Annotated in this window: 13 protein-coding genes; 5 read left to right on the forward strand and 8 right to left on the reverse strand. The window is 61.3% G+C overall.

The genetic code is table 11. The features are described 5' to 3' along the window. Nucleotides 1-59: 59 nt before the first annotated feature. Together ASE26_RS17670 and ASE26_RS17675 are read left to right on the forward strand one after the other, a co-directional pair. Nucleotides 60-1,220, forward strand: coding sequence for a hypothetical protein (locus ASE26_RS17670; protein ID WP_057246640.1), 1,161 nt, complete (start codon nucleotides 60-62; stop codon nucleotides 1,218-1,220). Between the two features lie 176 nt (nucleotides 1,221-1,396). Next, a complete protein-coding gene (locus ASE26_RS17675; protein WP_057246641.1) occupies nucleotides 1,397-2,917 on the forward strand; it encodes a hypothetical protein in 1,521 nt (506 codons plus the stop codon). Here the strand turns inward: ASE26_RS17675 and trpC are convergent. From trpC to rpe, 7 genes are all read right to left on the reverse strand, one after another. Next, nucleotides 2,910-3,710: an indole-3-glycerol phosphate synthase TrpC gene (gene trpC / locus ASE26_RS17680; RefSeq protein ID WP_057246642.1), complete on the reverse strand. Its 801-nt coding sequence runs from the start codon at nucleotides 3,708-3,710 to the stop codon at nucleotides 2,910-2,912. The genes ASE26_RS17675 and trpC overlap by 8 nt on opposite strands. A gap of 7 nt (nucleotides 3,711-3,717) precedes the next feature. After that, nucleotides 3,718-4,371, reverse strand: coding sequence for a LysE family translocator (locus ASE26_RS17685; protein WP_055938505.1), 654 nt, complete (start codon nucleotides 4,369-4,371; stop codon nucleotides 3,718-3,720). Between the two features lie 3 nt (nucleotides 4,372-4,374). Beyond that, a complete protein-coding gene (trpD, locus tag ASE26_RS17690) occupies nucleotides 4,375-5,412 on the reverse strand; it encodes an anthranilate phosphoribosyltransferase (RefSeq protein WP_057246643.1) in 1,038 nt (345 codons plus the stop codon). A gap of 14 nt (nucleotides 5,413-5,426) precedes the next feature. After that, nucleotides 5,427-5,993 carry an aminodeoxychorismate/anthranilate synthase component II gene (locus tag ASE26_RS17695; RefSeq protein ID WP_057246644.1) on the reverse strand — a complete coding sequence of 189 codons (567 nt, stop codon included), beginning with the start codon at nucleotides 5,991-5,993 and terminating at the stop codon, nucleotides 5,427-5,429. A 1-nt stretch (nucleotide 5,994) separates the two neighbouring features. Further along, nucleotides 5,995-7,491 (reverse strand): anthranilate synthase component I, encoded by a 1,497-nt coding sequence (gene trpE / locus ASE26_RS17700; RefSeq protein ID WP_057246645.1) that lies wholly within the window; start codon nucleotides 7,489-7,491, stop codon nucleotides 5,995-5,997. Nucleotides 7,492-7,670: 179 nt separating this feature from the next. Then, a complete protein-coding gene (locus ASE26_RS17705; protein WP_055938518.1) occupies nucleotides 7,671-8,357 on the reverse strand; it encodes a phosphoglycolate phosphatase in 687 nt (228 codons plus the stop codon). Nucleotides 8,358-8,361: 4 nt separating this feature from the next. Next, a complete protein-coding gene (rpe, locus tag ASE26_RS17710; RefSeq protein ID WP_055938521.1) occupies nucleotides 8,362-9,027 on the reverse strand; it encodes a ribulose-phosphate 3-epimerase in 666 nt (221 codons plus the stop codon). 102 nt (nucleotides 9,028-9,129) lie between these two features. Between rpe and apaG the strand changes: the two genes are divergently transcribed. Together apaG and ASE26_RS17720 are read left to right on the forward strand one after the other, a co-directional pair. Next, nucleotides 9,130-9,504, forward strand: coding sequence for a Co2+/Mg2+ efflux protein ApaG (apaG, locus tag ASE26_RS17715; protein WP_055938524.1), 375 nt, complete (start codon nucleotides 9,130-9,132; stop codon nucleotides 9,502-9,504). A 117-nt stretch (nucleotides 9,505-9,621) separates the two neighbouring features. Next, nucleotides 9,622-10,845, forward strand: coding sequence for a murein transglycosylase A (locus ASE26_RS17720; protein ID WP_057246646.1), 1,224 nt, complete (start codon nucleotides 9,622-9,624; stop codon nucleotides 10,843-10,845). Here ASE26_RS17720 and ASE26_RS17725 read toward each other — a convergent pair. Further along, nucleotides 10,842-11,279 (reverse strand): universal stress protein, encoded by a 438-nt coding sequence (locus ASE26_RS17725; RefSeq protein ID WP_055938531.1) that lies wholly within the window; start codon nucleotides 11,277-11,279, stop codon nucleotides 10,842-10,844. The genes ASE26_RS17720 and ASE26_RS17725 overlap by 4 nt on opposite strands. Before the next feature lie 116 nt (nucleotides 11,280-11,395). Between ASE26_RS17725 and ASE26_RS17730 the strand changes: the two genes are divergently transcribed. Beyond that, nucleotides 11,396-12,172 carry an enoyl-CoA hydratase gene (locus tag ASE26_RS17730; protein ID WP_055938534.1) on the forward strand — a complete coding sequence of 259 codons (777 nt, stop codon included), beginning with the start codon at nucleotides 11,396-11,398 and terminating at the stop codon, nucleotides 12,170-12,172. The last annotated feature ends 144 nt before the right edge of the window (nucleotides 12,173-12,316 follow it).

The following is a 12,316-nucleotide window of genomic DNA, read 5'->3' on the forward strand; positions in this document are numbered from 1 at the left end:
TTATTTTGCTCGCCAGTAATTTAACATCACTCATTACGAGTTTGGTTAACGTTTAATTTATGACTTATCTACTGCACATCGTCGCGCGCGAAGTTCCAGCCAACGATGCGGAAGTTCTCCCTTTCCTGGAACAGATTGCCGGCGCAACCATCAGTATTGCGCCATCCCAGCAGCTGAAGAGTTTTCGCGACGCCATCGTCAAGCTGTTCCCCTGCCTGAGCAGCTATGGCGCAGGGGATAAGGCCATTGACAACTGCCCTTGGGCGGACGGCCCCCTGTCCGACAACTTCAAGGGCGGCTATGGCAGCGTGGCGATTGCGCGCCGCCATGATGAAGTGATTCCGCATGTGCTGCGTATTGCCAGCGACCTTGGCGTGACGGTGGTGGACGAGCAGAATGGCGCAGTGCACCGCCCGCTGTCCTACCAGGTGGTGCTGGAAGGCGCGCTGGAAGGCGTGGAAGTCGAAGTCGCTGCGACCCAGCTGGCAGAGCTGATGAACCAGCCGCTGCCGCAGATGGTACTGCTGCTGCATTCGCGCCGCCGTACCCTGGTCAAGAAGGGGCTCACCCGGACCCAGGCCGAAGTCTATGTGGCAGCCTTGCGCGAGCGCGCCAGCTGTCGTGCTTCGGTGTCGCCCGAACCGCGCAAATCCCCGGCAAAAGCCGCGCCCCATGTAGCAAGCAAGGTTCCAGCGAAGGCGCCAAGCGTGCCGCAGCCGCGCGTGCCGCAGCCGCAGCCGGCCCCGGTCTTTGACGCGCCGACATTTGTCGGCATCGAGCCGGACGAGAAGATGTTCAAGGCAGCCGAGTCGCAGCGCATGGCAGCGCGGGCTCTGCTTGTCAGTGTTGTAGTGCTGCTGCTGGTAATGGTCCTGCGCCTCAATTCGCCCTACCTGTTCGCACTGGCATTGGCGATGAATGTACTGGGTGCCGCGGCGGTCTTCCAGCTTGGCCAGGCGACAGGTTCGACCCTGTTCCGCATGGTGCTGGCACCGCTGGCACTGGTTCCAGGTATCGGCAGCTTGCTGGCCATCTGGACCTATTTCCGCGCTGCGGGCGTCTTGAAGGCGAATGGCCTCACCACCCGCAACGCCTTGCTGGATGCCGACGAAGTGCGTGAACTGGGTGGCCGCGAGGGAATGTTGCCTTCAACTAAATTATTGCTCGCATTGCTGGTCCTGGCCCCAGCCGGCGGATACGCCTACATTACCTATCTGTAGTGAGATCACAACGGCTGGCCAGCGCTGCGCTGCCAGCCGATCCTCCTCCTCCGCAACACCGAAAACACGAATCGGCCGCCGGCCGGCGGGGCGATTTGTCGTTTTCATGTCTCCAGAAACTTTATCTTTGCCTCGTAGTAATTTACCATGGCTTGATAGTAGTTTAATTTAATTGCATGAGTTACCAGATCCAACTGGCGTCGGTCGCCCTTCCGGAGGCAGACCTGGACGTCTTCCCCTTTATCAACAAGTTGCGGCAAGACAGCGGCGGACTGCCGCCGTCCGCCTCGTTGCAGCGCTTTCATGACGCCTTGCTCGCGCTGTTCCCGGATGCGCCCTGGTCGGATAGCCACTTCGCCGGTGATGCGGGACGCCTGGCAGTGACGCATCGCCGCGACGAAGTCGTGCCGCATGTGCTTTACCTTGCCGGTGAATTCGGGCTGGCCGTGGTGGATAACCAGACCGGCAAAGTGCATCGCCCTGCAAGCTACCAGGTCGTTCTCGAGGGCCCCGCGCCGGGCGTGGCGCTGGGCGACGCCGCCAACCGCCTTGCCGCCTTGATGAACAAGCCGATCACGGAAATGCTGGCACTGTTGTCGGGTGGGCGCCGCAAGGTCGTCAAAAAAGGCGTGCCGCGCAGCCAGGCCCAGTACTACGTGGATGCGCTGAAAGAGCGCGCGGGTTGCCACGCTACGCTGGCAGCGGAACACGACCGGGAGGAGTATCCGAAACCTCCGCCGCCCAACCCGGTGCCAGCCCGGCCTGCCCAGGCGAAGCGGGCGCCGGCCGCTGGCGGCCTGTCGCTGCAAGCGGCGGAAGCCAAATCCGCCATGCCGCCGCGATCGCGTGAGCCGGAGCCGGAACCGTATGCCCCGGCCGATTCCGGCGCCGATGCGCGCCTCTTCATGCTGGCAGATGGTTTGCGCCTGACGGTCTTTGCGACCGTGCTTTACCTCGTTTCGGCATACTTCATCCGCGGCTTGGCCGGATGGCCGAGGGGCATGCTGGCGCTGGTCGTGACCGTTTTGGCTATGGCTGGCGTCTACCGGCTGTCCAAGGGCGCAGGGTCGAATATTGTGATGCGCATCCTGGCGATGATCTTCATCATCATCCCGCTTGCCAATATCCTGGTATTGCTGCTGCTGATCAGGCGCGGCAAAGTGGCGCTGCGCGAGAATGAAGTTGGCACCGGCTGGTTCGGCGCGTCGTATGACGATATTGTCCGCTTGCGCGGCGGCAGTACCGGGATTCTTCCTTCGACCACGATCGGTTTGATTGCAGCGCTGGGTGTGGCTGGCCTGGTCGGCCTTGGGCGGCAGGCGGCGGAAAAATACATCGACGCAGCGCTTGGCAGCCACCCGCAGCCTTGCGCCATTGTCGGCATCTGGGAATCGAGCAAACTTGGCCCGAATGGCAGGGTGCTGATGCGCGATGACGGCAATTACTTTGTCCTGCCATTGAAAGGCCAGGAGGACAAGGTAAAACAGGAAGAGGGCGAATGGTCCGTACGTAACCGCAACTTCGTGTGGCAAGTGCCGCTGGCCGACAAGCCATGGATGAAGGTGGAACGTATCGAGACCTTCAAGCTTAGCCTGGACGGCCAGACCCTGACTATTTTCGAGCCCAAGTCGATGGGCCTGTTTACTGAATGGCGCCGCGCGGGCGCCATGAAATCGGCGCGTTGCGGATTTAATTGAACAGCTTGCGCAGCTCGGCTCCAGGGTCGGGCGCGCGCATGAAGGCCTCGCCAACCAGGAAGGCGTGCACGTCGCGTTCGCGCATGCGCTGTACGTCGGCCGGGGCCATGATGCCGGACTCGGTGATCACCATGCGTTCCGGCGGGATGCGCGACAGCAGGTCGAGCGTGGTGTCCAGCGTGACGTCGAAGGTGCGCAGGTTGCGGTTGTTGATGCCGATCAGGCGGCTTTTCAGGTTCAACGCAGCGGTCAGTTCGTCGCCGTCGTGCGATTCGATCAGCACGTCCATGCCCAGTTCGTGGGCGCAGGCTTCCATTTCCGCCATCAGGCCATGGTCCAGTGCCGACACGATCAGCAGGATGCAGTCGGCGCCCATCGCGCGGGCTTCATAAATCTGGTACATGTCGACCATGAAGTCCTTGCGCAGCACGGGAATATCGCAGGCGGCGCGTGCCTGCTGCAGGTATTCGTTGCAGCCCTGGAAGAAGTTCACGTCGGTCAGCACGGACAGGCAGGCGGCGCCGGCCTTGGCGTAGCTGTCGGCGATTTCGGCAGGGCGGAAGTCGGCGCGCAGTACGCCTTTCGATGGCGATGCTTTCTTCACTTCGGCAATCACGCCGGCTTGGCCGGCGTCGATTTTCTGGCGCAGGCTGGCTTCGAAGCCGCGCAGGCTTGCACGCAATTCCTTGTCGCCTTCCACTTCGTCGCGCAGCGATTGCAAGCTGCGGTGCTTCTTGGCGGCTGCTACTTCGTCGGCCTTCACGGCCAGGATTTTGTTCAGGATATCGGACATATGGTTCTCAATGTTGTTCGGACAGGGCCAGGCGTGCGCCGAGTGCGATGAACAGGCTGCCGGTCACGCGGTTCAGCCACAGTGCCACCAGCGGTTTGACCTTCAGCTTCGCACTCGCGAAGGCGGTGAAGACGGCAAGGCCGTTACACCACAGCATGCTGTTGAAGTTGAATATGCAGCCCAGGACCAGGAAGGCCAGCGGTTTGTTGGCCGCGCCAGCATCAATGAACTGCGGTACGAAAGCCAGGAAGAACAGCGCGACCTTCGGGTTCAGCACATTGGTCAGGAAGCCTTGGGCGAAGATTTTGCGGAAGGGCTGGGCGGCCGGCGGGGTGCTCGGTGCAAGCGCAGCACCGGCTGTAGCGTCGCGCTTTAGCCGTGCGCGCAGCATGCCGATGCCGCACCAGACGATGTAAGCTGCACCGACCCATTTGACGACGGTAAAGGCGGTGGCCGAGGTGGCCAGCACTGCCGACAAGCCCAGCGCTGCCGCGCCGATGTGCACCATGGTGCCGGCGCCGATCCCCAGCGCCGCCGCGCAACCGGCGCGCCAGCCCTGGGTGGCGCTGCGCGCCATGATCAGCAATGAGTCCGGTCCCGGCATGATGTTCAGCAGCAGACCGGAGATTACAAACAGCGTCAGGTCATGGATGCCGAACATCGCTTAGCCCTCCCGGCCGAGTTCCTGGGTCACGCGGACGAACTGTTCCAGCTTGGCCACCGCAGCGCCGGAAGAGACAGCCGTGCGGGCACGTGCCAGGCCGTCCTCGATCGAGGACGCAATGCCCGCCGCATACAGGGCGGTACCGGCATTCAATGCCACGATGTCCGAAGCGGGACCCGGTTCGCCGCGCAGCGCTTCCATCACGCGCGCCTTCGATTCCACCGCATCGGCCACCTTGAGGTTGCGTGAAGCGATCATCGACAGGCCGAAATCTTCCGGGTGGATCTCGTATTCACGGATCTCGCCGTTGACCAGTTCACCCACCATGGTGCCGGCGCCCAGCGACACTTCATCCATGTTGTCGCGGCCGTACACCACCACCGCGTGCTGCGCGCCCAGGCGCTGCAGCACGCGCACCTGGATACCGACCAGGTCCGGGTGGAACACGCCCATCAGGATGTTCGGCGCGCCGGCAGGATTGGTCAGCGGGCCAAGGATGTTGAAGATCGATCGCACGCCCAGTTCGCGGCGCACCGGCGCCACATGCTTCATCGCGGCGTGGTGGTTGGGCGCGAACATGAAGCCGATGCCGGTCTGCGCGATCGACTGCGCGATCTGCTCCGGCTTCAGGTTGATATTGGCGCCCAGCGATTCGATCAGGTCCGCACTGCCCGAAGAGGAAGACACGGAACGCCCGCCATGCTTGGCCACGCGCGCGCCTGCGGCAGCGGCGACAAACATCGAGGCGGAAGAAATATTGAAAGTATGGGCGCCGTCGCCGCCGGTGCCGACAATGTCCACCAGGTTGGTGGTGTCGGCCATCGGCACCTTGGTCGAGAACTCGCGCATGACTTGCGCCGCAGCGGTGATCTCGCCGATGGTTTCCTTCTTGACGCGCAGGCCCATGATCAGGGCCGCCATCATCACAGGCGACATTTCACCGGACATGATCTGGCGGAACAGGTGCAGCATCTCGTCGTGGAAAATCTCACGGTGTTCGATGCAGCGAACCAGTGCTTCTTGATGCGTGATTGCCATGATGCTTCCTTCTCTTATTTGCGGTCGAGGAAATTCTTCAGCAAGGCGTGGCCGTGCTGGGACAGGATGGACTCAGGGTGGAATTGCACACCCTCGATGTCGTATTCCTTGTGCCGCACGCCCATGATTTCGCCGTCGTCGGTCCATGCTGTCACTTCCAGGCAGGAAGGCAGCGAGGATCGCTCGATTGCCAAAGAGTGGTAGCGGATTACCGTGAACGGGCTGGATAAGCCCTGGAACACGCCGACACCCGTATGCGCGATAAGAGAAGTTTTGCCATGCATGACTTGCTTGGCTCGGATAACTTTGCCGCCAAAGGCTTCGCCGATGGCCTGGTGTCCCAGGCAGACGCCCAGGATAGGTTTCTTGCCCGCGAAGTGCTTCAGCACTTCCAGCGAGATGCCCGCCTGCGACGGGTCTTTTGGGCCCGGCGAGATGCAGATGCGGTCGGGATTCAATGCTTCGATTTCAGCGATGGTGATCTCGTCGTTGCGGTGCACGCGCACGTCTTCGCCCAGTTCGCCGAAATACTGCACGATGTTGTAGGTGAAGGAGTCGTAGTTGTCGATCATCAGCAGCATTTCAGAACTCCCCATCCAGGCCATCTTGCACTTGCTCGGCTGCGCGCAGCACGGCGCGCGCCTTGTTTTCAGTTTCCTGCCATTCCATTTCCGGGATCGAGTCGGCGACGATGCCGGCGGCGGCCTGCACATACAGCATGCCGTCCTTGATCACGCCGGTGCGGATCGCAATTGCCACGTCCATTTCGCCGCCGAAGGACAGGTAGCCGCAGGCGCCGCCGTAGATGCCGCGCTTGCAGATTTCCAGTTCGTCGATGATTTCCATCGCACGCACTTTCGGCGCGCCGGTCAGGGTGCCGGCAGGGAAGGTCGCGCGCAGCACGTCCAGGTTGGACATGCCTTTCTTCAGCTTGCCCTCGACGTTGGAGACGATGTGCTGTACGTGCGAGTACTTCTCGATCACCATCTTGTCGGTCAGCTTCACGCTGCCGATTTCGGAGATGCGGCCCAGGTCATTGCGCGCAAGGTCGATCAGCATGACGTGTTCCGCCACTTCCTTCGGATCGTTCAGCAGTTCTTCCGCCAGGGCCGCATCGCGTTCCGGCGTATTGCCGCGCGTGCGGGTGCCGGCGATCGGGCGCAGCGTGACTTTCTTTTCGCCGTCCGGCAGCGTCTCGTTGCGCACCAGGATTTCCGGCGACGCACCGACGATCTGCATGTCGCCGAAATTGTAGAAGTACATGTAAGGCGAGGGGTTCAGCGAACGCAGGGAGCGGTACAGCGTGAGCGGCGAATCCACGTACGGTTTGCGGATGCGCTGGCCGATCTGCACCTGCATCAGATCACCGGCCAGGATGTATTCGTGTGCTTTGGCGACCGCCTTCAGGTAATCTTCTTTGGCGAAGTCGCGGATGGTTTCAGTGCGTACCGAAGGCGTGGTCACCGGCGCATCGACGCCGCGGCGCAGCAGGGCGCGCAGGTCTTTCAGGCGCTGGCGCGCTTTGGAGTAGGCTTCCGGCTGTTGCGGGTCGGCGTAGACGATCAGATAGAGCTTGCCGGACAGGTTGTCGATGACGGCCAGTTCTTCCGTCACCATCAGCTGGATTTCCGGCAGGCCCAGGTCGTCCTTTGGCTGTGTCCTGGCCAGGGTCTTTTCAATATGGCGAACGGTGTCGTAGCCGAAGTAGCCGGCCAGGCCGCCGCAGAAGCGCGGCATGCCGGGACGCACGGCTACTTTGAAGCGCACCTGGTATTGCTCGATGAATTCGAGGGGATTGCCTTCATGGGTCTCGATCACCTGGCCGTTTTTGACGATCTCGGTCAGCTTGCCGGTGCTGCGCAGGATGGTGTTGGCCGGCAGCCCGATGAAAGAGTAGCGGCCGAAGCGCTCGCCGCCTACCACCGACTCCAGCAGGAAGGTGTTCTTGCCGTAGTTCTGGGTCTGGGCCAGCTTGAGGTACAGGGTGAGCGGGGTTTCAAGGTCGGCGAAAGCTTCCGCGATCAAAGGGATACGGGTATAGCCTTCCGCGGCCAGGGATTTGAATTCGAGTTCGGTCATGTGTCTCTCCGTTCCGCCGCAGGATAGGGTGGGGGCGGTAGGTTGCAAAAAACCTGCCGGAACACATGCGCGTGCGCCGGCAGCAATCAGGACTAAGTCAGGATTGCCAGCGTCGCCACAGCCAGGCCTCAATCGAGCCCCGGTGGGTTACATTGTGTCTTTTGTTGAGAAACATCGGTCTAGTTTGCGCGTGAAATCAGTTCAGCTGCATGAAGAAGCGTGTCAACTATACCATCGGAATCTGTTTCATGTATACCCACTCCGTGGTTATATCCATATGGCACAGTAAGCACAGGACAGCCGGCCGCGCGGGCCGCTTCCGCATCGTTTGAGGAGTCGCCGATCGCCACTACTTGGGCCGGCGGCAGGTCGAAGAATTCGCAGGCCTTCAACAGCGGCATAGGGTGCGGCTTCTTCTTTTCGAAGGAGTCGCCGCCGAACAGCACCTCGAAATAACCGTCCAGGCCTTTCAGCGCGAGCAGCGGTTTGGCGAAGGCTACCGGCTTGTTGGTGACGCAGGCCAGGCGCAGGCCGCTGGCTTTCATCGCCTGCAGGCCCGCCATCACATCGGCATACACCTCGCTGTGGCGGCCGTTGATGACCAGGTAATGGCGCTGGTAAGCCTCCATCGCCTGGGCGAACAGGCGTTCAACGCCTTCTTCACCGTAGTCCAGTGCGAGCACGCGCCGTACCAGGTTCTCGGAGCCTTTGCCGACCATCAGCTCGATCTGCGCCACGCCAATCGGCGCCAGGCCCAGTTCTTCGCGCATCAGGTTGATGGCCACCTCGAAGTCCGGCATCGTGTCGAGCATGGTGCCGTCGAGGTCAATGATGGCGGCCCTTACTCCGCGCAGGACCGCTGCCATGCGATTACACCGAAGCCAGTTGGCCGCGCATTGCGTCGATCACGGCCTTGTAGTCAGGCTGGCCGAAGATCGCGGAACCGGCCACGAAGGTGTCGGCGCCAGCTTCTGCTGCCGCTTTGATGTTGTCGATCTTGATGCCGCCGTCGACTTCCAGCATGATGTCGCGGCCGGATTCGTCGATGCGGCGACGCGCTTCGGCGATCTTCTTCAGCGCCTGCGGGATGAAGGACTGGCCGCCGAAGCCCGGATTCACCGACATGATCAGGATCATGTCGATCTTGTCCATCACGTGGTCCAGGTAGCTCAGTGGGGTGGCAGGGTTGAAAACCAGGCCGGCCTTGCAGCCGTTGTCGCGGATCAGTTGCAGCGAGCGGTCGATGTGATCGGAGGCTTCCGGGTGGAAGGTGATGATGTTGGCGCCGGCTTTGGCAAAATCAGGGATGATGCGGTCGACCGGCTTGACCATCAGGTGCACGTCGATCGGCACTTGCACGTGCGGGCGAATTGCCTGGCATACCAGCGGACCGATGGTCAGGTTCGGCACGTAGTGGTTGTCCATGACGTCAAAGTGGATGATGTCGGCACCGGCTGCAACAACGTTGCGAACCTCTTCGCCCAGGCGGGCGAAGTCGGCGGACAGGATGCTGGGAGCGATACGGAATGTAGTCATGGCTGGTCGGCTGTGAAAAAAGATGCGTTATTTTACGCTTCCGTGCGGACGCTGTCCGATTGCTTGGACTAGAATTGCCCAATTGTTATGAAGGAAACCCTTATGGCCCAGTATGAGTTTGCGGTCGAGGTACGCACCCAGTACCTGCCGGAACAGTCCAATCCGGACCGCACCAATTTCGTGTTTACTTACACGATTACCATCAAGAACACCGGCACTGTGCCTGCCCAGCTGATTTCCCGCCACTGGGTGATCACCGATGCGAACAACCATATTGAAGAAGTGCGCGGACTGGGCGTGGTGGGCCACCAGCCATTGCTGGCGCCAGGCGAAGTGTTTGAATACACCAGCGGCACGCAACTGCGCACGCAGCAGGGTTCCATGTATGGCGAATATTTCTGCGTGGCCGAAGATGGCCATCAGTTCGAGACCAGGATTCCGGAATTCGTGCTGTCGCTGCCGCGAGCCCTGCACTAATTACTTGTCGCCGTCCTTCTTCTTTTTGTTGGATGGCAGCGTCCACCAGACGATGAACACCAGAAGGAAGAGCGCCACCAGCGCTTCAAGCATCAGATAAATCATAGACAACACCTCATGTTTTTGACACGCCGTAGTTTACCCGTTTGCGCCACCGCCGTCGCGTTAGTGCTGGCCGGCTGCGCGACGCAGCCATCTCCACCAAGCAAGCCTGCGCCAGTTACGCCAACCGCACCGGCCGCGCCCACCCAGCCGCCGGCACAGCCGACCGTGCCCGCGGCGCCGACTGCACCCGCCAAGGCCGAATTCATCCCGGTCCGCTTCTCCGACCTGCCCGGTTGGGACCGTGACGACCTGCGCGCCGCATGGCCGGCCTTCATGCTGTCCTGCTCCAAGCTGGCAGGCGGCGCAGACTGGAAAGAGCCTTGCGCCATCGCCAAAACGGTGGATGCCAACAGCCAGGCTGCCATCCGCCTGTTCTTTGAGTCCTTCTTCGACCCGCATCAGGTGGTTGGGCCGGACGGCAGCAACACCGGGCTGATTACCGGCTATTACGAGCCGCTGCTGCGGGGCGCCCGCAAGAAGGGTGGCCCATACAAGACCCCTTTATATAAAGTGCCGGACGATATGGTCATTATCGACGTCGGCTCGGTCTACCCCGAGCTGGCCGGCAAGCGCGTGCGCGGCCGCCTGAAAGGCAAGCGCGTGGTGCCCTATCCGGCGCGAGAGGAGATCAGCCGCGCAGGCCTGCCGGGCAACGAATTGCTGTGGGTGGACGATTCGGTCGAGGCCTTCTTCCTGGAGGTGCAGGGCTCCGGCCGCGTGCAACTGCCTGACGGCGATACCGTGCGTGTTGCCTACGCCGACCAGAATGGCCGCCCTTACCAGTCGATCGGCAAATGGCTGGTGCAGAAGGGAGAGCTGACGCTCGAGCAAGCCACCGCGCAAGGCATCAAGGCCTGGATCGATGGCCATCCGACGCGCCAGCAGGAACTGTTCAACGCGAATCCGAGCTATGTCTTCTTCAAGGAAGAAAAGCTGCCGGACCCGAAAGTCGGGCCGAAAGGCACGCTGAACGTGCCGTTGACGCCGCAGCGTTCCGTCGCGATCGACCGCAGCCAGCTTCCCCTGGGTGCGCCGGTCTACCTGAATACCACGCTGCCAGGCGACGACGAGATGCCGCTGCAAAGGCTGATGCTGGCGCAGGATACGGGTGGCGCCATCAAGGGTGCGATTCGCCTCGACCTGTTCTTCGGCTTCGGCTCGGAAGCGGCAGATCTTGCCGGCCGCATGAAACAGCGCGGCAATATCTGGGTGCTGCTGCCCAAGCTGGCCCGTTAGCGCAGCACGAGTACCGGCAAATGTGTGTGGGCGAGGACTTTCTGCGTTTCGCTACCGAGGAAAAGCCTGTTTAAGCCGGTGCGGCCATGGGACGCCATCAGGATGATGTCGCAATGGCGTTCCTCTGCAGTCCTGACGATCACCTCATAAGGGCTGATCGCCTCGCCCAGCACTGTTTCGCACTCGATGCCGGCAGCGCTGGCGGCAGCCAGCACCTTATCCAGGCCGAGCTGCACATTCCGCCGCATTTCGCGGTCGAAGGCCCCCGGATCCGGCAGCACGGCCGCATCAGCCAGCGGCACGAAGGGCAGGGGCTGAACCACGGACACCGCAGTAATACGCGCGCCATGGATCTTGGCAAACTCGATCGCGGTCTGGGTAGCCCGTTCCGAAAGTTGCGAGCCGTCGGTGGGCAGCAAAATCGATTTGAACATGGCGGTTCTCCTGACAAATTCCTTTGTCCAGTGTAGGTCTGCCCCCGATTCACAGGCGCGCGCTTCGACCACAACAGCTACAATTGCCCGATAGTTAACCGACTGGAGGAGAATAAATGGAATACCAGGACCTGCTCGTGGAAGTGCATGAAAAAGTGGCACTGATCCGTCTGAACCGCCCCAAGGCGCTGAATGCCCTGAACGACAATATGATGAATGAGCTGGGTGAGGCCTTCGCCAAGTTCGAGAAAGACCCTGCAATCCACGTGATCGTGCTGACTGGCAGCGAAAAAGCCTTTGCCGCTGGCGCCGATATCGCCGCAATGAAGGACTACACCTATCAGGATACCCACCGGGACAACTATATTGGCCGCAACTGGGAGCACATCCTGAAAGTACGCAAGCCGGTGATCGGCGCGGTGGCCGGCTTCGCGCTGGGCGGCGGGTGCGAGCTGGCCATGATGTGCGACTTCCTGGTTGCAGCGGACAGCGCCAAGTTCGGCCAGCCTGAAATCAAGGTCGGCGTAACTCCGGGCGCAGGCGGCACCCAGCGCTTGCCGCGCACCATCGGCAAGTCAAAGGCCATGGATATGTTGCTGACCACCCGCATGATCGACGCTGCCGAAGCGGAGCGTATCGGCCTGGTGTCGCGGGTGGTCCCGGCCGACAAGCTGATCGAATCCGTGCTGGAGATCGCCCAGGGAATCGCCCAGATGCCGGTTTCCGTCGCCATGCAGATCAAGGATTGCGTGAATCGCGCCTTTGAAACCACGCTATCCGAGGGCGTGAACTACGAGCGCCGCCTGTTCCACGCGGGCTTCGGCACCCCTGCCCAGCGCGAAGGCATGTATGCCTTCCTGGAAAAACGGGCACCGAAGTTCGAGGGTTTGTAAAAACAGGCCTTGCGGTATGGCGATCCCTTTGCTATAGTTCTGTCCCTCGCAACGCAGTGCTGACAAAACAGCAGAGCGAAACGAGAAAAAGAAGGGGTTGACGAGCTGCACGCTGTACCGCATAATCTCGCTTCTCTGCTGCTG

This window comes from Duganella sp. Root198D2 (assembly GCF_001428585.1).
Lineage (GTDB): Bacteria > Pseudomonadota > Gammaproteobacteria > Burkholderiales > Burkholderiaceae_D > Rugamonas.

Bases quoted from the DNA above. Each gene is read 5' to 3' on its own strand.
- trpD (WP_057246643.1), bottom strand. From the start codon at position 5,412: ATGGCAATCACGCATCAAGAAGCACTGGTTCGCTGCATCGAACACCGT.
- ASE26_RS17730 (WP_055938534.1), top strand. From the start codon at position 11,396: ATGGAATACCAGGACCTGCTCGTGGAAGTGCATGAAAAAGTGGCACTG.
- apaG (WP_055938524.1), top strand. From the start codon at position 9,130: ATGGCCCAGTATGAGTTTGCGGTCGAGGTACGCACCCAGTACCTGCCG.
- ASE26_RS17685 (WP_055938505.1), bottom strand. From the start codon at position 4,371: ATGTTCGGCATCCATGACCTGACGCTGTTTGTAATCTCCGGTCTGCTG.
- rpe (WP_055938521.1), bottom strand. From the start codon at position 9,027: ATGACTACATTCCGTATCGCTCCCAGCATCCTGTCCGCCGACTTCGCC.
- trpC (WP_057246642.1), bottom strand. From the start codon at position 3,710: ATGTCCGATATCCTGAACAAAATCCTGGCCGTGAAGGCCGACGAAGTA.
- ASE26_RS17695 (WP_057246644.1), bottom strand. From the start codon at position 5,993: ATGCTGCTGATGATCGACAACTACGACTCCTTCACCTACAACATCGTG.
- ASE26_RS17725 (WP_055938531.1), bottom strand. From the start codon at position 11,279: ATGTTCAAATCGATTTTGCTGCCCACCGACGGCTCGCAACTTTCGGAA.
- trpE (WP_057246645.1), bottom strand. From the start codon at position 7,491: ATGACCGAACTCGAATTCAAATCCCTGGCCGCGGAAGGCTATACCCGT.
- ASE26_RS17720 (WP_057246646.1), top strand. From the start codon at position 9,622: ATGTTTTTGACACGCCGTAGTTTACCCGTTTGCGCCACCGCCGTCGCG.
- ASE26_RS17675 (WP_057246641.1), top strand. From the start codon at position 1,397: ATGAGTTACCAGATCCAACTGGCGTCGGTCGCCCTTCCGGAGGCAGAC.
- ASE26_RS17705 (WP_055938518.1), bottom strand. From the start codon at position 8,357: ATGGCAGCGGTCCTGCGCGGAGTAAGGGCCGCCATCATTGACCTCGAC.
- ASE26_RS17670 (WP_057246640.1), top strand. From the start codon at position 60: ATGACTTATCTACTGCACATCGTCGCGCGCGAAGTTCCAGCCAACGAT.